Origin of the sequence: Bradyrhizobium sp. INPA03-11B (assembly GCF_040446015.1) — a bacterium.
Lineage (GTDB): Bacteria > Pseudomonadota > Alphaproteobacteria > Rhizobiales > Xanthobacteraceae > Bradyrhizobium > Bradyrhizobium macuxiense_A.
The window spans coordinates 1-22,340 of record NZ_JASGSR010000060.1; the positions used below are offsets into that span (position 1 = coordinate 1).

A 22,340-nucleotide genomic window follows, 5' to 3' on the forward strand; every position below is an offset into this window, starting at 1 on the left:
GCCTACACTTACGATTGGGGAATGATCACGGACTTGGCGCGCCGCAATCAGGCACGGATGTGTGGAGCGCTCAAGGTTGAGCATATTCTCGTCTCGGCTGACATTGCCGAAAAGCGAGAAAACATTCGTCGCAACGTTTCTGCTTGGCTTAAGCGGCCCGCACTTGGAATGGTTCCGCTCTTCATGGCCGGCGACAAGCAGTATTTTTACTACGCCAACGACCTCGCGAAAAAGCTTCATCTTGAAGCTACCGTGCTTGCCTCCAACCCGCTTGAGAAAACACATTTCAAGGCCGGCTTTTGCGGTGTGCCGCCGACGCTTGGACACCGGCCTTCACCATTCGCGCAGCTTCAGATGGCGGGCTATTACGGCAAGGAATTCTTGCTCAATCCGCGCTACATCAACAAATCGCTCCTCGATACCGCCGGCGCCTTTTTCAGCTACTATTCGATCAAGCATGAATATCTCCGACTGTTCGACTACATTCCCTGGGTCGAGAGCGAAGTAAACGACACGCTGATCGATCAATACGACTGGGAAACCGCCAACGATACGCGCTCGACCTGGCGCATCGGAGATGGGACGGCTGCCTTCTATAACTACATTTATACGTGGGTCGCAGGCTTCAGCGAGAACGACACTTTCCGCTCGAACCAGATTCGAGAGGGCGTGCTCGATCGAGCGAGCGCGCTTCGTCTCGTCGAGATGGAGAACGTCCCGCGCTTCGAATCGATCGCGTGGTATTGCGGCGTAATCGGTCTTGATCCCACCGAGGTGCTGGAGCGCATCGCTCAGATTCCAACGCTCTATCCCAGCAAAGTTCACAAGAGCGATGCACGTTCTCTTTGATATTGGCCATCCAGCGCACGTCCACCTTTTCCGGAACGTGGCGCAGCGCATGCGGGCGCGTGGCGACAAGATCACGGTCACGATCCGTGATCGCGGCATTATCGGTGGATTGCTCGATCATTACGGCTTACCTTATATCGTCGCCTCGAAACCGCGCCGGGGCCTTGTCGGCAACGCCATCGAACTTGCGATCCACAACTGGCAAGTTCTCAAAGCCGCACTTCCGGACAGACCGGATTTCCTTGTCGGCACGTCTGTGTCGGTTGCTCATGTCGGCCGCATCATTGGCAGGCCCTCGATCGTCCTGAACGAAGACGACGCCGATTACGTGCCGCTGTTTACGAAGATTACCTATCCTTTCGCGAATCGCGTCGTCATACCGGCGGTTTTGCGGGACAAAAAGACCGCCAAGGTGCGGACTCATGACAGCTATCATGAGCTCGCTTACCTCCACCCGAACCATTTCAAGCCCGACCCAGAGGTGGTCCGTCTGTTGGGCATAGAGCCTCGCGAACCATACTTTATCGTTCGGCTGGTTTCGCTGACGGCCCATCATGACGCGGGCGAGAGCGGGCTTTCCGAAGCTCAGGTTCTTCGACTGATTGCGTTGCTCGAACCGCATGGTCGCGTCTTCATCAACGCGGAAAGCTCGATCGCTCCGCGCCTCCAGTCATACGCTCTGAAGGCCCCACCGGAGAGCATGCACGATCTTCTGGCTCACGCGAAGATCCTGATCAGCGACAGCCAGACGATGACAATGGAGGCGGCTTTGTTGGGGCGCCCCGCGATCCGCTGCAATAGCTTCGTCGGGCGCTGCTCGGTGATAGCAGAATTGGAGCAGCGGTATCAGTTGGCTTGGGGTTTTCAGCCCCAGGAGTTTGAGAAACTGATGACACTAGTGTCAGGTATGCTTGCTGATCCAGGCTTGGAACCGACCTTGACGCAGCGTCGCGCCAAAGTTCTGGCTGAGAAAGCTGACCTTACCGAATGGCTACTGGAGCAGTTTGATAGAGGCTTTGCATGATAGCCAATTGCTATGTTGGACTGCGATAACTTGAAATGGACGGCCGGCTCGAAAGCTGAACCGTGCTTTATGATCCTGCGGGTGATCGTCTTAGGTCGCGGCGGAGAGGCATGACGGGGGCAAGATTGACGTTGAATGTGTGGACGGGCTAGAAGGTCCTATTGTTTCTGTATGCGTCGATGGTCTGACGCTGCCGTCACGGTGGGTCCCGCGTCACAAATCCGGATAAGCATTTCGTGTGCGGCATATTTGGCCTTGTAGGTAAGACCGGGCCTGTCGATGTCCGTCAGGTGGATGAGTTAACCGATATTGTTGCTCACCGCGGACCGGACGGTCGCGGAGTGAGGGTTAATGGCAGGGTCGGGTTAGGGCACCGCAGGCTGGCCATCATTGATCTGACCGACGACGGCGCGCAGCCGATGCGCGACAGGCTGCTCCCGATCTGGGTCACGTATAACGGCGAGATATACAACTATCTTGAGCTTCGTGCGGAACTGGAAGCGCTCGGCCATGTCTTCCACACCGCTTCCGACACGGAGGTACTGCTCGCAGCCTACATCCGCTGGGGTGAAAAATGCCTCGACCGTTTCAACGGCATGTGGTCGTTTGCGATTCACGACGAGCGCGACAATACACTGTTCTGTGCTCGCGATCGATTTGGCGTAAAGCCGTTCTACTTCGCAAATACCGCTGCGGTGTTCGCCTTCGGTTCTGAGATTCGCCAGTTGCTTCCGCTAGTCGGCCATTCAATCGCGGACGACGATCTCGTCAGGGACTTTCTCGTTTGCGGTTTGACCGATCACACCAACCGGACCTTCTTCAAGGATATCGAGAAGCTGCCGCCCGGACACAAGATGCGCGTCGACGTGTCGACAGGTCGAATCGAGATAGAGCGCTATTATTCGCTGACGCCTCGTTCGGCCGTTGGGGACGAACAGGATGCGGCCAGGCTACTGGCGGAACTGCTGGACGATGCGACGCGCCTGCGCCTGCGCTCGGATGTCCGCGTCGGAACCTGCTTGTCGGGAGGATTGGACAGCTCGAGCGTCGCGACGCTGGCTGCAAGGCGCTACGCATCGTCCTCCAATGATCGCTTCTTTGCCATCACGGCAGTGAGCGAGGAGGCGGCAAACAACGAGGAGGTCTACGCGGCCGACGTCGTGGAAAAGGCCGAGCTGAATTGGTTGCGCATCAAGCCGAGCTACGAGGATTTCGCATCGACCGCGGGAGCCTTGCTCGAGGTGCAGGAAGAGCCATTCGCTGGCCCGTCGATCATGATGCAATACGAGGTGATGAAAACGGCGCGCAAGAATGGCGTGATTGTGCTGCTCGATGGTCAGGGGGGCGATGAGACGTTGCTGGGCTATCATCGCTATTATGCGGCGTGGCTCCGCGATCAGTTGAATCGCTCCGGCATAAGGGGGTTCTTCTCCGCGTTCCGGGCGGCCACGCAGGCTGGCGTTTCGGCCCAACGCTTGCTGATGTACCTGTTTGGTGCCAGCTCAGCAATGCTGAGGGCAGCATTCTACCGCTGGCGGTACACCTTCCTGAAAAACCCGGACCTGCCGGAGTGTCTTCGCCGTTTTGCGCTGGAGACGAGGGATGCGCAGGAAATGCAGGTGCTGGAAATCACCGAAACCAATCTGCCGATGCTGTTGCGCTTCGAGGACAAAAACTCGATGCGGTTTGGGATTGAGACGCGATTGCCATTCCTGGACTATCGATTTGTTGAGTTTGCGTTGAGCTTGCCAACGCGCATCAAGCTGAACCATGGGTGGACGAAGTGGCCGCTCCGTGCAGCCATGCAGGGCGTTCTTCCGGCCAGCATCTCGTGGCGCAAGGACAAGATCGGATTCGCTGCACCCGATCAGCTATGGCTCAACCGACACTCGCTTACAATGTATGAAAAGGTGGCCGGCAGCGCTCTGCTTGCTCGGTACGTAGACATGGCCGCAGTGAAGAGGAAATTTCACCGGCTCGACCTCGGAATGCGCTGGCGGCTCTATTGCGTGGCGCTTTGGGCTGAGCGCTTCGGGGTTGAATCTCGATGAAGATTTGCATGTTGTCGAGTGTCCATTCGGCCGATGATATTCGAATCGTTGAGAAGGAGGCGCGGAGCCTCTCCGAGGCCGGTCACGACGTGACTGTCGTGGCGCGGTCACCTCGTCCGAGCGATCCAGGTCGCATTGAATTCAAGTTGATCGAGGTGCCGCCGGTTGCCCGATGGAAGCGCCCGTGGGTCGCCGGTCGAGCAGCGCTCGCGCTTGCCCGCGCGACCAGCGCGGATGTCGTGCAGTTTCACGATCCCGAACTGATACCCTTCGCGTTGTTACTTAAACGCCGCGGCTGCAAGGTTATCTACGACGTCCACGAGGACGTTCCGGCAGACATCTATTCCAAGCGGTGGATTTGGCCCTCGATGCGACCTGCTGTCGCGCGCACGATGGAGGTTGTGGAGCGGAGCGCCGCGCGCCACTTTGATGCGATAGTGGCTGCGACACCGGCCATAGCCGATCGCTTTCGTACCTACGGTGCGGCCGTCACGCTGGTGCAAAACACCGTGCGGTTGGACGAATTCATCGAGCCGACAGCGACGACAGAGCGGCGACGTCAGGCGGTTTATGTGGGCCGGACGAGTTTCGATCGCGGACTGATTGAAATGGTGGATGCATGCGCCTCGGTGCACCTGCCGCTCGTGCTTGCGGGAACCATCGGCCGTGAAGAAGAGGCCTGGCTTGAGAAATCATCCGCCGACGTGTCGTACAGGGGCAAGCTCGGGCGCGGCGAGATAGCGGCGCTGCTGAACGAAAGTCTCGTCGGTTTCAATCTGCTGTTGCCCGAACCGAATTATTTACTGTCACTTCCAACCAAGCTTTTTGAATATATGGCCGCCGGGCTGCCCGTCATTTCAAGTGACTTGCCGAAATCAAGGGAGATCGTCGAGGCGGCGGGGTGCGGATTTGTCGTGTCGCTCAAAGATCCCACGGCGCTGCTCGATCGCCTGTCTACGCTCGTGGACGACCCTCAACGGGCGATCGCATTGGGCCTCGCCGGACGGGTTGCGGTTGCCAACAATTTCAATTGGCGGCACGACGCAGGAGAACTCAACCAACTCTACCGGCGACTTGCTCCGCCTGAGGCCGCTGCATGAACATCTGGCTGCTGCATCCGTTTGCTGGAGGTCCGGGCCTTGGACGGCACTATCGTCCGTTCTGGCTTGCCGACGCCTGGAGGCAGATGGGACACAGGGCGCTGATCGTGAGCGCTGGATTCCATCACCTTCACAGGCAGCCGCGCGCTCCGGGGCCGCAGCGGATCAACGAAGTCGACTTCTGGTTCCTCGATACACCCCATTATGCCGGCGGCAGCCTGGGGCGGCTTCGGAACAATCTGAGCTTTGGGCCGGCTTTTCGCTCAGCAGCGTCTGCAATCGCCACGCAGTTCGGCAAACCGGATCTGATGATTGCGTCGAGCCCGCACTTGTTCTTCATCTCGGCGGCAGATCAGATCGCGCGGCAATTCGACGCCAGATTCTGGCTTGAGGTCCGCGACCTCTGGCCGGAGAGCATCGTGGCGCTTGGAATGACCCCCGCCTGGCACCCGCTGATGAAGGTGCTCGGCTGGAAGGAGCGCGCGGCCTATCGCGCGGCAGATCGCGTGATCTGTCTGCTGGCCGGAGCTGAAGCCCATATGCGCGCGCGTGGCTTGCCGTCTGGCAAGTTCACGTGGATCCCCAACGGAGTGTCCGACGGTGAAATACAGAGCGCGCTGACGATCGAAGATCTGGGTCACCCGCTGATTGATCGCATCAATCTGTTGAAGCGGCAGGGCAGGCGCGTCGTTCTCTACGCCGGCGGCATGGGCCCTCCAAATGCCGTGGAGGCCATTCTCGACGCGGCTTCTATCCTCTGCAAAGCAAATCCCGAGATCCATTTCGTGATGATCGGTTCAGGCACCTCTCGAGACGCATTGAGACAGCAGGCGACCACGCTTGCCAATGTGGAGTTTCACGATGAAGTCGATCGATCGGTCGTACACGGCATGCTGCATGCTTCCGATTGCGCAGTCGTGGCCTTCCACAACAGCGCGCTCTATCACCATGGCATCAGCCCGAACAAACTCTTCGACTACTGCCTGTTTGCCCCGCGGAGCGTCATCGCGTGCGAGGGCAGGGCGCTTGCGGGCCTTGAAAAGCTGGTTACGTCTCGATGCGCGCCGGATGATGCTGATGCACTCGCCGAGTCCCTGGTCGCGGCGCTGAGTGGCCCAGGGCGCTCGCGGGACGATCGGATCGCCATAGCCCGGCACTACAGTTACTCGGTGCTGGCAGCTCGATATTTGACACCATTGGACGACCGGGCCTGACATTGGGTGGGGATGAGATGGCGGCCGCTCAGATAAATGCTTTTCAAAACAATGGTATGCCGTGTTCATCACGTGAACGATTTGGCTTGACGTTCATCGCATGAACGCGCTAATGCCTGCGCTGCAGGAAATTGGTGCATGGCAAACACAATCCCGACGGACGACAGAGACAGCGACCGCCTCGTGCTCGGTCTACTGACCTCCGTTGAAATCGACGGGGCGCGCTCGCAGCGGCGCATCGCGGCGGAACTTGGAATCGCGCTTGGCTTGGTCAATGCCTATTTGAGGCGCGCCGTCAAGAAGGGGTTCGTCAAGGTTGGTCAGGCGCCGGCCCGCCGATATGCCTACTATCTCACGCCCCAGGGCTTTTCAGAGAAGTCAAGGCTAACCGTTGAGTTCCTTTCTTCGTCGTTTTCGCTCTTTCGAAGGGCCAAGGAAGACTATTCGCGCGTGTTCGACCGAGCGCAGGTGCTGGGCTTCACGCGCATTGTTTTTGCCGGGAAATCCGATCTTTGCGAGATAGCCATCTTGTGCGCCGTGGACGGCCCGGTGTCCATCGTTGCTGTTGTCGATGCTGATGAAGCCGCGTCACGTTTCTTCGGGATCGAGGTCGTGCCGTCCTATGCTGAAGTGGCCGAGCCGTTCGATGCGGTCGTCGTTACGCATCTCAACAAGGCCAAGGATGTGTTCGATCAAGCTGTCGGCATGTTTGGGCCGGAGAGAGTGTTGACGCCGGACCTGCTGGGGTTGCGTCCACCAGGTATGCAGAGGGTGGAATGATGGCAACGGAAGCGCAACTCGGCCTCAGCTGGTATGTCGTGCAGACGCACGTCAATGCCGAAGTGAAGGCCGCCGCCAATCTGGTCCGACAGGGGTTTGGTGTCTATCTTCCGCGCTACCAAAAGCGCCGCAGTCACGCGCGCCGGGTCGATCTTGTCGCGCGGCCACTGTTTCCGCGCTATGTGTTTGTCGCCATCGATCTCGCAACGCAAAGGTGGCGCGCCATTCAATCGACACTCGGTGTTTCCCATCTGGTCTGCTTGCATGGCCGGCCGGCGTCGGTGGAGAGCGCCGTGGTCGGGGCGTTGAAGGCGCGTGAGGACGAGGCCGGTTTCATCACGCTCTCGCGCAAGTCGCCTTTTTCGCCCGGAGACAGAGTGCGGATTACCGAGGGGGCGTTCGCTGACAGTCTCGCGTTGGTGGAGGGCGTCAGCGATCATGAACGTGTGGCAGTCTTGCTCGACCTGTTGGGACGCAAGGTGCGTGTAATGGTCGGCGCTAATCTGATTGCCGCGGCCTGACGGCGCCTGCTGCTGGTAGGCGCGGTGATAGAGAAATTCGGCTCGGGGTGGTGCTCGATTCACCCCGAGTGCGGTAGCTTGGAAAAATCGAACTTCGTTGGGAGGCGCGAGAAGCCAGATGCATTCTTTTGCGTTGATAGGAGCGGCCGGTTATGTGGCGCCGCGTCACATGCGGGCGATACACGCGGTAGGTGGAGATCTGAAGATCGCCTACGATCCGAACGACTCGGTCGGCATTCTGGATAGCTATTTTCCCAATGCCCACTTTTTTACCGAGTTCGAGCGATTTGACCGCCACGTCGACAAGCTCCGACGGCGCGGCGAGAAGATCGACTACGCTTCGATCTGCTCACCCAATCACCTGCACGATGCGCATTGCCGCTTCGCGCTGCGATCGGGAGCCGACGCAATTTGCGAGAAACCGCTGGTTCTGAATCCGTGGAACATCGACGGTCTCGCTGAGATAGAGCAGGATACGGGCCGGCGCATCTCAACAATCCTGCAGCTGAGACTTCATCCTGCCATCATCAGCCTGCGGGAGAAGTTCGGGACGAGCAACAAGCGCCACAAGGTTGAGCTCACTTATATCGCCTCGCGAGGCCGCTGGTACTACACGTCCTGGAAGGGCGAGGATGCCAAGTCGGGAGGGGTTGCCACCAATATCGGTGTGCACTTCTTCGACATGCTGAGCTTCGTGTTCGGTTCGGTCAAACGCAATGAAGCGCATCTGCGTCAGCGCGAGCGGGCCGCCGGCTTCCTTGAATGCGAGCGGGCTGACATCAGCTGGTTTCTGTCGGTAGACAGCAATGATCTGCCGCCTGACGTGCAGGGCAAGAAGACGACGTTCCGTTCGATCACCGTGGATGGCGAGGACGTCGAATTCTCGGAAGGCTTTACCGATCTCCATACGCGGAGCTACGAGGAAATTCTGGCTGGGCGCGGCTTCGGCCTTGACGATGTGCGGGCTTCGATCGATATCGTATCTACTTTCCGCCAGGCGCCATTGACCACCGGGCATGAATGGCAGCATCCGTCCGCGCGTGGGCGTCATTCAAATGAGTGAGATGAAGGATGACCCGCGATTTCCAGGCGTATTGATCCACGCATCTAGCTACGTGGACGATGGCGTGATCATCGGGCCAGGTACCAAGATCTGGCACTTCTGCCACGTGCTTTCCGGAACCGTTATCGGTCAGAATTGTTCGATCGGACAAAATGTCATGATCGGGCCGCGCGTAAAGATCGGCGCCGGGTGCAAGATTCAGAATAATGTCTCGCTCTATGATGGTGTCGAACTCGCAGACGACGTGTTTTGCGGTCCCAGTTGCGTGTTCACCAATGTCAACAATCCGCGTGCCGATGTATCGCGCAAGGACGAGTTTCGAAGCACACCTGTCGGGCGTGGCGCCAGCATCGGTGCCAACGCCACCATCGTATGCGGTCATTCGCTCGGCGAATACTGCTTCATCGGCGCTGGCTCTGTCGTGACGAAGAATGTGCCGGCATTCTCCTTGATGATCGGCAATCCGGCGCGACGGGCCGGCTGGATGAGCCGAAGTGGAGAGCGATTGGGCGCAGATTTGGTCTGTCCGCGAACTGGCGAGAGATACAATCTCGATTCGTCAGGAGCGCTCAGCGCTGACGTCGGCTAGCGTCGTGCAACTCGAGGAAGTTGATCGACGGGCCAGATCAAGGCCCAAGGACCTTCTTCTCCACCGCATAGATGAAGGCGATGGAAAATGAAATACTCGTCAAACCTGAATGTTTTTCGACTTCTTTCGATCTACGGAGGGCGCGTCATTGAAGGGGTGGCCCACGACGTGCGCCAACGTTATCTTGGATCGGTGGTCGGCATCGGTTGGGCAGTGCTACTGCCCGCGATGCAGCTAAGCATCTACGCCGGATTGTATGCCTTCGTATTCAAGGTCCGCCCCGCCGGCCTTAATGAGTGGGGCTACATCTTGCTGGTCTTCTCCGGACTCGTTCCGATCATGGCCTTCAACGAGGCGCTCACGAGCTCAATATCTTCGGTCTCGGCAAACAAGAATCTGCTGCTCAACACCGTATTCCCCGCGGAGTTGATCCCGCTGCGATCCGTGGTGGCGGCGCATTTTCCTCACGTGTTCGGTTTGGCAATCACGCTCGCGCTCGGCTTCTTTCTTGGGCGGACCGATTGGAAGGCCATCGTGCTCGTTCCGGTTTGCTGGATCCTCCTGCTGATGTTTGCGACTGGAATTGGATGGATACTTTCGCTTGTCTCGTTGATAGCGAAAGACATTCAGCAGGTGATCGGACTGGTTCTTATGGTCATGATGATCATCAGTCCGTTCGCCTATACGCCGGAGATGGTTCCGGGCGCCATGAAGCCGTTCCTTCTCCTCAATCCGCTCTCCTACTTCGTGCTGACGTTTCAGCAGTTGATCTGCTACGGCAACTGGCCCGATCCCCGTATTTTCGGCGGCGCGGCGCTGATAGCGGTCACGAGCTTTATGGTGGGATATTCGTTCTTTCAGCGCGCAAAGGGTGTGTTCTTTGACTACGCTTGAAGAGTTCGCGATCAAATTCGAGGCGGTCTCCAAGATCTACAAGCTCTATGGAAGTCAGGGCGACCAGCTTGTCGACGTTCTTGGCTTGCAGCGTTTCGGATTTCGGACCCGGCAACAGCCGAAGATATTTCCCGCGCTCAGCGATATTTCGCTCGCGGTGCCGCGCGGCCACCGGATCGGGATCATTGGGCGGAACGGGGCGGGAAAGACCACGCTGTTGAAGCTGGTCTGCGGAAATTTCTCGCCGACACATGGATCGGTGTCGGTGAATGGGGAAGTTCAGGCGCTGATGGCCGCGGGCCTCGGGTTTCATCCGGAACATACCGGACGGGAAAACGTCGAAGCGTCATTGCAGTACAACGGCCTTCGCAAGGACGAGTATCGGGACGCAGTCGAAGGAATCATCGAGTTCTGCGAGCTCGGCGACTTCTTCGATCAGCCGATCAAGACCTATTCGTTGGGCATGCTGGCGCGCCTGATGTTTGCCGCCGCAACCGCGATCCGGCCGGAGATATTGATCGTTGATGAAGTCCTCGGCGCTGGAGATGCCTACTTCGTTGCCAAATCGAAGGCCAGGGTGGAAGCGCTTGTGCGAAGTGGCTGCACGATGCTGCTTGTTTCCCACTCAATGCCGCAGGTACTCGAGCTGTGCAGCGAAGTGATCTGGCTTCACGAGGGCAAGATCCGCATGCAGGGGGATGCCTTCGCAGTGGTGAAGGCCTATGAGGAGTTCGTGCACGGAGGGGGCGATCAACGCCTTCAGGCGCCCGTGGTTTCGTCTGCCGCCGGCGACGATGGCGCACCGGCAAAGGCTGCTGATTCAGTGTCGCTTCCGGCGCGGTCGGAAAAGCCCGCGGATGGCAAAACAACATTCGATCGGGAGGTCCTGTTGCAGGAGCCGCATTTCGCTCCGCACGCGACGGCAGCTGTTTTTCCGGCGATCGAGCCGCCCCGGGATTTCAAGTTTGTCGCGCGCGGTGGGCTATCGAGATGGGCATCAAGCGGCGATTTGAAGCTGTCCGGATTTACGATGGTCACGGAGCGCGGAGAGACCAACAGATTAATGGCGCTGGCGCCGGCCAAGATGATCCTGAATGTGGTTGCCTGCGTGGATGGGGACTTTGAGTGCCGATACGGCATCGTCGTGCTCGACTATCTGGGAGCATGCCGGGCAAAGCTCATAAGTCCCCCCGACAAGTTTTCCGCGACGAAAGGACAAGAACGCTGCGTGGAAATGCTGTTTAATCCAGTGCAGCTCGGGCCGGGTGAATACGTTGTAAGTCTCAGTATCCATGGAGCCGATCACCTGGCAAGATTCAACGGCACCGTGCGTCATGACTTGTTGTCGCGAAGCTTCGATCTGATAGTTGAGGTTCAGGAATCTATGGTTGACGTTTCCGCGGACTTCTTTCATTCGGCGGAGTGGCAGTTCGCTCCCGATCAGGACTCTGGTTCGAGCTTGAATCCGGAGGCTCGGCATTTGCTGGATACCGAGATTCGATGACAGGTCGAGTGATGCGGGTTCTGGTAGCCTATTCGGCTGCCGCGAATGTTGTCCCAACGACATTGGAATACCTTACCGCGCTGAAGGACCTTCCCGACTGCGAAGTCCAGTTCGTTCATTGCACGGACGATGCGCGGCTGAATTTCGACATCAATGAATTCGATGTCCTGATCAACAGCTACAGTGCGCGGCTCTGTTTTGATTGGTACTTGAACCCCGATTACGTGCGAGCCGTTCTGTCGTTTCGTGGCCTGAAGATCGCAATTGCGCAGGACGAGTACGATCGGACAGGTGTGCTGCGGAGTGCGATCAGGCGCCTCGGCTTTCATGTTCTGCTTACGAGCGTTCAGAAGGAGTTCTGGCCGCTTGTGTACCCCGCGATGCAGCTGCCGGGCGTTGCCTTGAGGCAGGTGCTGACGGGATACGCGCCGGCCGCACATCCGGATCGCCGGATCAAGCCGCTGGCTGATCGACCTTTTCCGATCGGTTATCGCGGCCGCCAAATCGGCGCGAGGTACGGACGGCTCGGCTTTGAGAAATTCGAGATTGGCCGCTACATGGCCGCGCTTTGCGATGAGCTGGGCCAGCCGCACAACATCAGGACTGATGAAGCCAGTCGAATCTACGGCGAGGACTGGTTCAACTTCATCGGTGACTGCCGAACTATGCTTGGCAGCGAAAGCGGAAGCAACGCCTTCGATTTCGACCAGGAGCTTGAGCGGGAGATCGAGCGATTCCGAGTCCTGCACGGCCGCGCGCCTGAATATCCAGAGCTGACTGACTTCCTGGCGCCTTTCGAGCGGCCATTTGATACCGGACAGGTCTCTCCGCGTGTGTTCGAATGCGCAGCGATGATGACGCCGATGATTCTCTTTCGGGGACGCTATTCCGATGCGATCGTCCCGGATGTTCACTACATCCCGTTGGAGAAGGATTTCTCGAACGCCCGCGATGTTCTGGCAAGGCTTGACAATTTTGAGTCCCTGCAGGGCTATGTGGAACGAGCTCATGAACATCTGATTGCATCTGGTAACTACAGCTACCGTGCGCTCACTTCGGTGATCGCTTCCGCGATCGAAGAGCTCTATCCAAGTGTTGTCGGAGATCCCGAAAGGCAACATTGGCGGTCGGTTGCGCAGCCGTGGCGATCTCCCCATGATCCGCAGGATCCCTACACAGTCGCGTTGTCGGAGGTGCCCACCGACGCACCCCAGTTATCGGCCTATCTCTCTGCCAAGCAGGAACATCTAAGGCAGCTACTCGAACCGAGGAGCGAGCCGCAAAATGATGATGTGCCTCAAGCCGTGGATGATATTCCGCAGGCTGAAGGTGCGGCGGCGCCGGTCGAGCCGGATATGAGCCCGGTTGGGCCGATAGGGAAAATGTGGAGAGCGGTGCCTGGGAGGGTCAGAAGCCGGGTCAGTCCGCTATTGGCCTGGTTGGCGAGGTAATCTCTCTGATCGCCACCGGCAAATGCCGAAAGGCGCTCATGTCCGAGCCGTCTGAGCTTCGTTGGCGTCGAGGTGAGTGTGTATCTCGTGGCCGGTAATTTCGCTGAAGGACCAACCAAAGTGACACGGCAGGCGTTTGACGTTTTGGGTCTCTACGTCAATTCGGTAGGAGCTTAGATCAATGTTGAGGCGAATAGGAGCATCTTTGGCGAACAAATTTAAGGGCGGCCGCACGGTGCTTGCAGCTGCGACCTCGCCTCACACCGAGGCCGATCCTTCCTCTGAATCTTACTGGAGCGACTTCAACGTCACGCTCCATAAGAAATTCTCGTCGCCGGCGGAGTCTCTCGACTATATGCATTGGCGAAACGACCAATATGTCGACTACATCAAGTTTCTGCCGGTTTCGTCTCACGATGGCGAGGTGATCGTCGACTACGGTTGCGGTCCGGGTCACGACTTGGTTGGGTTTCTAACGTATTCCCGCCCTGCGGTCGTGTATGGCATGGACATTTCCCGTCCGTCGCTGGCGGAGTCGGCGGATCGCCTGCGCGTTCACGGGTATGATTGCAAGCTTGTCCACGTATCGGAAACTGACGATCGCATCCCCCTTGATGATGGAACGGTCGATTACGTGCACTGCTCCGGAGTGCTCAATCACGTCCCGAGCCCGGAGAAAATTCTGAAGGAGTTTCGACGAATCCTGAAGCCGTCGGGATACGCTCGGCTGATGGTCTACAATCGCAACAGCATCTGGGTTCATCTGTTCGTTTCTCACGTCTTGCCGGCGAGCGACCCAAAATATCGCGGTCTTTCGCGTGAGGAGGCCTTCAGGCGATCTACCGATACCTTCGACTGTCCGATAAGCCGAAATTGGACGACGCAAGAGATGAATGAGCTTGCGGGCATTTCGGGGTTCAGTGCCAAGCACCTCGGGAATGCGGTTTCCATCTTCGAAATGTCGTTGCTGCCGCAGCGGTTCACGCCGATGATGGATCGCTCCTTCGACGCTGAAAGTCGTCAGTTTCTTTCCAGGCTGGAATTTGATGCCAGAGGTGTGCCGTATGTCGACGGACAGGCCGCCGGAATTGACGGCTGCTACGAGCTTCGGAAAGTGGGATGACATACTCCGTGTATTCGAAGACCCTTTCCATGGCTCGCTGCGGTAGTTGCGCGAGTAGGCCGAGTGTCCTGATCCAGATGTCGTATCGCTGATGTGCGGCATATTCGGCGTGTTTGATCGCGGTGGCTTCCGCATGCCACCGAGGGATCTCCTCAAGGGGTTGTCCGTTGCTGCGCACCGCGGTCCTGACGGAGAGGGGGCAGCCTGGTTCGATACGCGACAGGGCAGGGGGAAAGTCATTCCCGACGGTGATTTGTCTGCAAATGGAGATGAGGCCAATCTCCTTCTTGCGCACCGGAGGCTTGCCATCATCGACCTGTCGGAATCCGGCCATCAGCCGATGGCGTCCGATGACGGGCGACTCTGGATCACCTACAACGGCGAGATCTATAACTATCTTGAGTTGCGCGCCGAACTGGAGGGGCGCGGGGCTGTATTCCGCTCTCATTCCGACACGGAAGTCATTCTTCGAGCCTATGAGGCATGGGGACCTGATGCTTTCACCCGCTTCGTCGGAATGTGGGCGCTCGCAATCCTCGATCTTCGCCAACGTCACCTGATTCTGTCGCGCGATCGTTTCGGGATCAAGCCGCTTCACTATGCTGCGGTCGGCGACCGCTTTGCGTTTGGTTCGGAAATCAAGCAGCTGCTTGAAGTTCCGTGGGTGCCACGGACGCTCAACACCCGGGCGGTGTACGATTATCTTCAGTACGAGATTTCGGACGTCAGTGACGAGACGTTTTTTGCCGGTATCAGCAAGCTTCGTCCTGGAAGGACGCTCGTATTGCCCCTGGATCAGGGCGGGCCGGACGAGCGGCGGTACTACACTCCTGCCGCGGGTCCGGTGCTCGAGGGCATCTCGCCGGAGGAGGCGGCCCGACGATTCCGCGAACTGCTTCGCGAAAGCGTTCGCATCCATCTACGTGCCGATGTGCCGGTGGGCACCTGTCTTTCGGGCGGACTGGACAGCGGCGCCATTGCGGTGCTGATGCGGGATATTTCACGAGAATCGCAATTGCCGGTCGCGAGGCACGCGTTCAGCTGCCACTTCGACATTGCCGTAGCGAATGAGTTGGAATTCACCCGGCAGAACATGGCTGCAGCTGAGGTGCAGCCGCATTTCATCGAGCCGGGCGACAGGGACATTGAGGCGGACCTGCAAGCTCTCATATGGCACCAGGACGAGCCCTTTGGGTCGACCTCCATCTTCGCACAATGGTCGGTGTTTCGCTTGATACGCGATACGGGCGTGAAAGTGGTGCTCGACGGGCAGGGGTCGGATGAGATGCTCGGAGGCTACGCGAGCACTGTACCGCACTTCTTCCTGGAGATGGCTGCGAAGGGGCGGTTCCTGAAGGTATTGCTTGAGAGCCGGCAATGGTCCCGCATGCAAGGAACACCTTGGCATACGACTCTTCCATGGAGTCGGCTGCGCGGCATGTTCGCCGCCCTGGCTGGCGAGAAATCCCCACCGGCGAGCGCGCCTCAGCTCCCCTGGATGCGGGCGGATTTCGAACGAGCATGCGCTGACGCATCGCGGACCAGATTGCAGTCTTTTGAGACAGAGTGGGACGCCAAGGCGCCATTCGCGAGTGTGCTTCGCCGCTTCTTCTTCGAGAGCAACCTGCCGGCGCTGCTGCGTTTCGAGGATCGGAATTCCATGGCTTTCTCGGTTGAATCCAGGGTCCCGTTCCTCGATCATCGTTTGGTTGATTTTGCATTTGCGCTTCCGTCTGACGTCAAATTCCGCGGCGGCTACGCGAAGCGTGTGCTGCGTGACGCGATGGACGGAATTCTGCCGGAACCTGTCAGGATGCGCGCTCGAAAGATGGGCTTCGCAACGCCGGAGCTGCACTGGCAGACAACCGTGCTGAGTCCTCTCATCTCGGATGCCGTAAACTCGGATGCTCTTGCCGATTTCATCGACCGCGACGGTGCCCGCGCCGCTTTCTCGAATATCAAGGAAGCCGGCCGTCTCGACTTTTTGCCTTGGCGTTGGCTCAATCTCTATATGTGGCGGAAGCAGTTCAATGTCTGATCGCTCTCACGTATTTTCGTTTCCTGTATCGTGGAAGCCTGGACTCCCGAACTGCCTGATTGCTGGGTGAAGAATCGGATGAAGGACGTGGACCGCAGGCCCGTTGTTGTTTCGCTAACGCCGCTGCCATTATCGGCTGACAGCCGGACGCTCAAACAAGTCACCTCGGTGCATCGGTTTGGATTCAAATCGATTGTTATCGAGGGGGCGCCGAGCCGCCTTGCCGATGAGCCAATCCCGTTCGAGATCATTTCGATCGGCGCCCGCGCTCAGCCTCAAACGTCCACTGATACAGCGCCAGTCGCGTCCGAAGTGGTCGCAGCTCCACATCCCGAGGCTGAGGAGAAATTAGCTGCCGCTGCTCCAGATCCCGTGGGAATTCAGGATATCAAGAGCCTGTCGATACTGCAGCGATGGCCTGTTGGCCGGCCTGTCCTTCGTATTCCAGGCTTGAGGCGTGTCGCGCGCGCCCTACAGCGCAATCTCCTTCGAGCAATTGTTTCTCTGAGGGGAGGCAAGCAACTCCAACAGCGTCCCTCTATCGCGCAGATCATTTTCGCTCTTCCCTACGCGATGATCCTGCTTGCCAGGGAAGTCGTGGGGTGGTTGCCCACTCGAATTCTTCCTGCTGGAATCTCCCAATCACTCCGTGCTGCTGCCATCAACCCTCTGGCCTTCGCTAACTATCTTGCGACGTACCTTGATCAACACGTCTTTAAGGTCCTTTCCGTCACTCCTCGTGCCGATCTCTACTATCTTCACTCATTTTATCAATTTCCTGCGGTTTTCCTGCTCTGCCTTCGGTATCGAGCCAGGATGATCTACGACGCACATGATTTCTATCAGCATCAAAAGGAAGACCCCACTGTCTCCTCCTATTGGAAGAAGTGGGTGATTCCGTTCGAAGGCGCGATTGAGGCCGCATGTATCCGGTTCGCCTCCGACGTCGTGACGGTCAATGAGGGTATCGCAGCCTTGATGCGCGAACGGTTTGGGTGCGAGCCGGTGATCCTGCGCAACGCGCATGATTTTCGGTTGGATCGTCAAGTTCCCCGGACAATCCGCGACGCGATTGGTCTCGCGCCGGAAGCGTTCCTCGTCGTGTTTATCGGAAACTATAAGTCAGGCATGACCCTCGAAGGTGCCTTCGACGCCTTGGTATCCCTGCCGAAGCACGTTCATCTCGCATTCCTTGGCGGACGCTATCCTGATTGCAATGACGCGCTCGCGACGCGTGGCCTGGAAGGCCGCGTGCACTTCGTTCCGCCGGTGCTGCCACAGGAAATCGTTCCCGTCGCTGCGTCAGCCGACGTCGCGGTCCTGCTCTATTTCAAGAGGACTATCCAATATCCCAACATCCTGCCGAACGGCTTCTTTCAGTCGGTGGCGGCAGGGTTGCCGCTGATTTATCCCGATCTCGAGCAGATCCGACGCGTTGCCGAGCGGCACAAGCTTGGAATCATGGCCAATGCACAGGATGCCAACGAGATCAGATCAGCGCTCCAGCTTCTGGTCGAGAATGACGAACTTCGCGAGACCTTTCGGGAAAATGTTCGGGTAAGCCGTCAGGAGCTTTGCTGGGCGTATGAGGAGCGAACGCTCGAGCCGCTTCTCAATCGACATCTCAGCAAGTCGGCTCAAAATGTGTCGAGCATTGAAGACAAAGTTGCGCACTGACCGAGAAGTAACAAGGTGACAAAGAAGAAAGTTCTTTTCCTCGACCAAAACGGAACCGGGAAGGTCGTCCTGACGGCTGCGACGGTGCTGCGTGGTGTTTTTGGCGTAAAGGCAGGTGCTCAGCCTCCCGGCCCGCTCCAGCGCAGTGCACTGGCACGCAACCTCTATGCGCATTTGTATGATTTCAACCAGCGCCTCTCATACGTTAGGGACTGGCGCGATGCGTTTTGCCGGTCTCCCAAGCTCGAAGTAACGGTTTGCGACATCAACAACCTGGTCGATCTTGGACGCCATCTGCTGCGCATTCGATCTTACGATCTCATCATCGTGTCTCATGTCGCGGCCGGCGACGACCTGTCGCTGATTAGTCGAGCGGCTCCATTCCTGGCCCGCCGCGCTTGTCCCATCATAGTGTTCCTTGGCAACGAGTATGATCTGCTCGATCAGAAGCTCGAGTTTTGCCGGGAGGTGAAAGCTGAATTCCTCTGCAGTCAGCTCCCCATTGCGGCGGCCGAATATCTCTATGGCGGGTTGGAAGGAACGCGCATCCTTGCGACGCCGCACGCGCTCAATCCTTCCGTATATTCACCTCAGCCTGAGGCGCGTCGTGATATCGACGTGGGATTTGTCGGTGACATCTATTGGCCCTTTGTCGGAGATCGAGAACGAACCGATCTGATTGGGTATTTTGAAAAGCACGGCGAGGAGCTGGGCATTCGATGTGACATTCGAGGCGGCCGCTCGTCGCGAATGCCGCGCGACGATTGGGCTGCCTTCCTCAATCGCTGCCGAACCTTGATCGGCGCGGAATCCGGGACCTACTACCTCAATGAAAAAGGCGCGCTTCTCGATCGAGCCAGAACTTACAACCTGAAGCAGAACCAGGATGCCAGCTTCGAGGAAGTGTTCGAGAAGTTCTTTATGGGTGTCCCCCGCGGCGTGTCGGGCAAGAGTATCTCGTCAAGACACTTCGAAGCGATCGGTACCAAGACCTGCCAAGTCCTGATCGAAGGAGGCTATAACGGCATTCTCAGGGCCAACGAGCACTATATCCCCGTGCGGTCCGACCTGTCGAACGTCGACGAGGCTGTCCGTGCGCTCCGGGACGAGACGCATTGCCGCGAGATTGCGGAACGTGCCTATGATTTGGCGATGTCCGGGCACACCTACGATCATCGCGTGGCCGACATTTTGGCACGCGCTCTTTAGCCAATGGGCAGATAATTCAAGATGTGCGGAATCGCGGGAATCCTGAATTTTGATCGGCAAAGGCCGGTTGATCGCGAGCTGGTCGTGGCGATGACAAGAGCTGTCGCCCATCGAGGTCCGGACGCCGAGGGCATATGGGTGAACGGCCCTGTGGGGCTGGGTCACCGTCGCCTTTCGATCATCGACCTCTCGGTGGCCGCCGAACAGCCGATGGTTTCCGACGACGGACAGGTCCGCATTGTCTACAACGGCGAAGTCTACAACTTCGTCGAACTGAGGCGCGAACTGCAAAAGAGAGGCTATGCCTTCCGAACCTCGTCCGATACCGAGGTTATCTTGCAAGCTTATCGATGCTACGGCGTGGACTTCCTGACGCGGTTGCGAGGCATGTTCGCGCTGGCGATCTGGGATGCCGGGCAAAGGACGCTGCTGCTCGCGCGCGACCGGATCGGGATCAAGCCGCTTTACTATCATGTTGGCCAGGACTCCGTATCGTTCGCATCGGAGTTGAAGTCACTTCTGGCGGACCCGCGCACGCCGCGTGAGGTCGATCAGGCGGCGCTTGCGGACTTCCTTCATCTCCTCAGCATTCCGGATCCGCAATCAATTCTGAAGGGAATTCGGCGGCTCGAGGCCGGTCACGTGCTTATCGTTCGCGGACGCGATGTGCAGGACCGCGAGTACTGGAGCGTTCCCTTGCCGGCCGCTCCGCGCGCTCTTTCACTCGCCGACGCTTGTGCTGAATTCGATGAGCGTTTTGGAAGCGCCGTTCGAAGCCATCTTGTCGCTGATGTACCGGTGGGTGCTTTCCTCAGCGGTGGGGTCGACTCGAGTTCGGTCGTCGCCTTGGTCGGGCCGCAGGCCAGCGCCGGCATGCGAACCTTTTCTGTCGTATTTCGCGGAGATGAGGTTTTCGACGAGGGACCTTATGCCAGGGCTGTGGCGGAGCGCTATGGTACCGCGCACCGGGAGATAGACCTCGGGGCGGAGGCGGGCGACTTTCTTCCCGCGATGGCGTGGCACTGCGATGAACCCTTTGCCGTGTCATCGGCGCTCGGGATCTACTTTCTGGCCAAAGCGGCGAGGGACGACGGAATCAAGGTCGTTCTGACGGGCGACGGCGGCGACGAGGTGTTTGCCGGATACACCTGGAGACACCAAGACTTCGTCCCGCTGCTCGGGCAAAAATACGGCCCCCTGCAGCGGCTTCTCGCTCGGACTGGAGCCATCGGCAATCGAATTGCTCCGGGCCACCGGTTGTGGCGCGCAATGAGCAGGGATCAGCGAGAGTCGGGGCGCTATATCGACAGTTATGCGTGCTTCCGAGACATGGACCTCGTGGATTTTGTGCACCCTGATCTCTGGCCTCATCTAAAGGAGGCGTGGTCGAACAATGTCACGGCCCAACACTACGATGCGACGATCGGTCAGCCGGAGCTGACGCGCAAGCTCTACACCGATATGAAGTCATCGCTGATCAGCGAGATGCTGACCAAGGTCGACAGGCTCACAATGGCCGCTGGCGTTGAGGCGCGCGTTCCTTTTCTGGATCACGAGCTGGTCGAATGGGCATTCTCATTGCCGGGCGATCTCAAGATCAAGGGAAGCGAGGGCAAATTGATCGTGAAGAAAGCCATGGAGTCGCGTCTGCCAACCGACATTCTCTACCGCCCCAAGGCAGGCTTCAATCTGCCGCTCGGCAAGTGGCTGCGGACTGGGCTGAAGGACATGGTGTATGATCTGCTTTCGCCAGCAAGCGTCGCACGCCGGGGATATTTCAGACCCGATGTTGTCTCGACCATGGTGGATCGTCACATGAAAGGCGGCGACGATATCGGCAACCGGCTGTTCGTGCTGCTCATGCTCGAGCTTTGGCACCGGCAAGTTCTTGATCCCGGCCATTCTGCAATGGCCGTCGGTTCGGCGGCCTAGCGGGACGAATGTGGCAGCCTCGATGACCCGTCCGTTGAAGATCCTGGCGATTGGTTACGCTACGAGCACCCACGTCGTGAACCGGGTGCGCTGTTTCTCCCCCCTGGGGCACAAGGTCTACCTGCTGAGTGCTCCTCCCGCCGCCGGGCTGACCGAAATCACAGAACTCACGCCGTCTGTTCGTCCTGGACAGGATGAATGGATCTCGCGCCTTGTGCGTTTGGGCAGCAAGCTGGCCCGGCGGGATCTGAGCGGGCTGTCCGATATGGCGCGGCTGTTCTTCGATTTCCGTCGCCTCGTCAGGACGACAAACCCGGACGTCATCCATGTGCATTACGCATATAGCACCTGGGCGTGGCTGGCGGGCGCTCTGGGATTTCGACCCCTGGTGGTCAGCGTCATGGGGGGGGACGTCCTCTTCGAAGAGCAGGGGGCGCCGACGCGACGCGGAATTGCGTTGACCAAGAGGCTCTTTGCGGTAGCCGACCGCATCACGGCGAAATCCGACTTCCTGATCAGCAAGCTCAATGAGCTCGGCGGCTATGGCAGCAAGGCGACGCGCGTGGTTTGGGGAGTTGATCCGCAGCAGTTCCGGCCGCTGGATGCCTCAGCGCTTCGCGCCGAATGCGGAATTCCGGAAGGCGCCCGGGTCGTGCTCAGCCCGAAGATCCTTCAGCCGTTCTATAATATCGATGTCCTTGTCGAAGCCATGGCGTTGGTGGTCAAGCGGGTTCCGTCGGCGCATCTCGTCGTCACGGAATATGCCGCCGATCCGCAGTACCGCGCAGGACTCATGGCTCGGATTGAAGCGCTCGGTCTCGCGCGCCATGTCAGCTTTGTTGGCCGCATCCCCCATGACCAGATGCCGATGTTCTATTCCATCGCGGAAGTTGCTGTCGGAATCCCGCGCTCGGATGGCCTGCCGCAGACGCTTCTTGAAGCGATGGCCTGTGGGGTCCCAAACGTTGTCGGTCGGCTCGATCGCTATGGTGAGATCGTCAAGGACGGCGAAAGCGTGCTGTTTGCCGACATCGATCCCGCGGACGTCGCCGACGCAATCCTTCGCCTGCTGGAGGACGAGGCTTTGCGTGAGCGTATCGCTGCCAGGGGGCGGGCTATCGTGGTCGAACAGGCCAACTTCCCCATCGACGTGAAGCGCGTCGAGGCGATGTATCGGGAATTGGCCTCGAAGCCTCGAAAGCGCGCCTTCTATCGTCCGCTCATGCTGGTCGATGTGGTCCGCTATTGGCTACGCGTCTGACATGAACTTGCGCCCCCACTCCTGGACTCCCGACCTTATTTCAATTGGATAACTCGCCAG

Annotated in this window: 18 protein-coding genes; all 18 read left to right on the top strand. The window is 58.4% G+C overall.

Annotation, left to right across the window (positions count from 1 at the left end; genetic code table 11):
• The coding region (locus tag QMZ05_RS23790; RefSeq protein ID WP_353702943.1) for a hypothetical protein at window positions 1-849 on the top strand (849 nt) is incomplete at its 5' end.
• A complete protein-coding gene (locus tag QMZ05_RS23795; protein ID WP_353702944.1) occupies window positions 833-1,873 on the top strand; it encodes a DUF354 domain-containing protein in 1,041 nt (346 codons plus the stop codon). The genes QMZ05_RS23790 and QMZ05_RS23795, both read left to right, overlap by 17 nt.
• 236 nt (window positions 1,874-2,109) lie before the next feature.
• Window positions 2,110-3,924 (top strand): asparagine synthase (glutamine-hydrolyzing), encoded by a 1,815-nt coding sequence (gene asnB, locus QMZ05_RS23800; protein WP_353702945.1) that lies wholly within the window; start codon window positions 2,110-2,112, stop codon window positions 3,922-3,924.
• Between the two features lie 8 nt (window positions 3,925-3,932).
• The gene (locus tag QMZ05_RS23805; protein WP_353702946.1) at window positions 3,933-5,024 is read left to right on the top strand and encodes a glycosyltransferase family 4 protein; all 1,092 of its coding nucleotides are present in this window, start codon (window positions 3,933-3,935) and stop codon (window positions 5,022-5,024) included.
• On the top strand, window positions 5,021-6,238 hold the full coding sequence (locus QMZ05_RS23810; protein ID WP_353702947.1) for a glycosyltransferase family 4 protein: 1,218 nt from the start codon (window positions 5,021-5,023) through the stop codon (window positions 6,236-6,238). Before QMZ05_RS23805 ends, QMZ05_RS23810 begins: the two co-directional genes overlap by 4 nt.
• 138 nt (window positions 6,239-6,376) lie before the next feature.
• Window positions 6,377-7,018 (top strand): winged helix-turn-helix transcriptional regulator, encoded by a 642-nt coding sequence (locus QMZ05_RS23815; protein ID WP_353702948.1) that lies wholly within the window; start codon window positions 6,377-6,379, stop codon window positions 7,016-7,018.
• Entirely contained in the window at window positions 7,015-7,539 is a 525-nt protein-coding gene (locus QMZ05_RS23820) for a transcriptional activator RfaH (protein ID WP_353702949.1), read from the top strand. Before QMZ05_RS23815 ends, QMZ05_RS23820 begins: the two co-directional genes overlap by 4 nt.
• A gap of 118 nt (window positions 7,540-7,657) precedes the next feature.
• Complete coding sequence (locus QMZ05_RS23825; protein WP_353702950.1) at window positions 7,658-8,602, top strand: Gfo/Idh/MocA family oxidoreductase; 945 nt, start codon at window positions 7,658-7,660, stop codon at window positions 8,600-8,602.
• Window positions 8,595-9,191: an acyltransferase gene (locus QMZ05_RS23830; protein ID WP_353702951.1), complete on the top strand. Its 597-nt coding sequence runs from the start codon at window positions 8,595-8,597 to the stop codon at window positions 9,189-9,191. Before QMZ05_RS23825 ends, QMZ05_RS23830 begins: the two co-directional genes overlap by 8 nt.
• Before the next feature lie 87 nt (window positions 9,192-9,278).
• Window positions 9,279-10,085, top strand: coding sequence for an ABC transporter permease (locus QMZ05_RS23835; RefSeq protein ID WP_353702952.1), 807 nt, complete (start codon window positions 9,279-9,281; stop codon window positions 10,083-10,085).
• Complete coding sequence (locus QMZ05_RS23840) at window positions 10,072-11,589, top strand: ABC transporter ATP-binding protein (protein WP_353702953.1); 1,518 nt, start codon at window positions 10,072-10,074, stop codon at window positions 11,587-11,589. Before QMZ05_RS23835 ends, QMZ05_RS23840 begins: the two co-directional genes overlap by 14 nt.
• Complete coding sequence (locus QMZ05_RS23845; protein ID WP_353702954.1) at window positions 11,586-13,040, top strand: hypothetical protein; 1,455 nt, start codon at window positions 11,586-11,588, stop codon at window positions 13,038-13,040. The genes QMZ05_RS23840 and QMZ05_RS23845 overlap by 4 nt, the downstream gene beginning before the upstream one ends.
• A 205-nt stretch (window positions 13,041-13,245) precedes the next feature.
• A complete protein-coding gene (locus QMZ05_RS23850) occupies window positions 13,246-14,163 on the top strand; it encodes a class I SAM-dependent methyltransferase (protein ID WP_353702955.1) in 918 nt (305 codons plus the stop codon).
• A 91-nt stretch (window positions 14,164-14,254) separates the two neighbouring features.
• A complete protein-coding gene (gene asnB / locus QMZ05_RS23855) occupies window positions 14,255-16,201 on the top strand; it encodes an asparagine synthase (glutamine-hydrolyzing) (RefSeq protein WP_353702956.1) in 1,947 nt (648 codons plus the stop codon).
• Window positions 16,202-16,279: 78 nt separating this feature from the next.
• Complete coding sequence (locus tag QMZ05_RS23860) at window positions 16,280-17,878, top strand: glycosyltransferase (RefSeq protein ID WP_353702957.1); 1,599 nt, start codon at window positions 16,280-16,282, stop codon at window positions 17,876-17,878.
• Between the two features lie 15 nt (window positions 17,879-17,893).
• Window positions 17,894-19,087: a glycosyltransferase gene (locus QMZ05_RS23865; RefSeq protein ID WP_353702958.1), complete on the top strand. Its 1,194-nt coding sequence runs from the start codon at window positions 17,894-17,896 to the stop codon at window positions 19,085-19,087.
• A 21-nt stretch (window positions 19,088-19,108) separates the two neighbouring features.
• Window positions 19,109-21,019: an asparagine synthase (glutamine-hydrolyzing) gene (asnB, locus tag QMZ05_RS23870; protein ID WP_353702959.1), complete on the top strand. Its 1,911-nt coding sequence runs from the start codon at window positions 19,109-19,111 to the stop codon at window positions 21,017-21,019.
• A 22-nt stretch (window positions 21,020-21,041) separates the two neighbouring features.
• Complete coding sequence (locus QMZ05_RS23875; RefSeq protein ID WP_353702960.1) at window positions 21,042-22,280, top strand: glycosyltransferase family 4 protein; 1,239 nt, start codon at window positions 21,042-21,044, stop codon at window positions 22,278-22,280.
• Window positions 22,281-22,340 lie beyond the last annotated feature (60 nt).

Coding starts and splice junctions, on each gene's coding strand:
- QMZ05_RS23795 (WP_353702944.1), top strand. CDS start 833: ATGCACGTTCTCTTTGATATTGGCCATCCAGCGCACGTCCACCTTTTC.
- QMZ05_RS23805 (WP_353702946.1), top strand. CDS start 3,933: ATGTTGTCGAGTGTCCATTCGGCCGATGATATTCGAATCGTTGAGAAG.
- QMZ05_RS23810 (WP_353702947.1), top strand. CDS start 5,021: ATGAACATCTGGCTGCTGCATCCGTTTGCTGGAGGTCCGGGCCTTGGA.
- QMZ05_RS23815 (WP_353702948.1), top strand. CDS start 6,377: ATGGCAAACACAATCCCGACGGACGACAGAGACAGCGACCGCCTCGTG.
- QMZ05_RS23820 (WP_353702949.1), top strand. CDS start 7,015: ATGATGGCAACGGAAGCGCAACTCGGCCTCAGCTGGTATGTCGTGCAG.
- QMZ05_RS23825 (WP_353702950.1), top strand. CDS start 7,658: ATGCATTCTTTTGCGTTGATAGGAGCGGCCGGTTATGTGGCGCCGCGT.
- QMZ05_RS23830 (WP_353702951.1), top strand. CDS start 8,595: ATGAGTGAGATGAAGGATGACCCGCGATTTCCAGGCGTATTGATCCAC.
- QMZ05_RS23835 (WP_353702952.1), top strand. CDS start 9,279: ATGAAATACTCGTCAAACCTGAATGTTTTTCGACTTCTTTCGATCTAC.
- QMZ05_RS23845 (WP_353702954.1), top strand. CDS start 11,586: ATGACAGGTCGAGTGATGCGGGTTCTGGTAGCCTATTCGGCTGCCGCG.
- asnB (WP_353702956.1), top strand. CDS start 14,255: ATGTGCGGCATATTCGGCGTGTTTGATCGCGGTGGCTTCCGCATGCCA.
- QMZ05_RS23860 (WP_353702957.1), top strand. CDS start 16,280: ATGAAGGACGTGGACCGCAGGCCCGTTGTTGTTTCGCTAACGCCGCTG.
- asnB (WP_353702959.1), top strand. CDS start 19,109: ATGTGCGGAATCGCGGGAATCCTGAATTTTGATCGGCAAAGGCCGGTT.
- QMZ05_RS23875 (WP_353702960.1), top strand. CDS start 21,042: ATGACCCGTCCGTTGAAGATCCTGGCGATTGGTTACGCTACGAGCACC.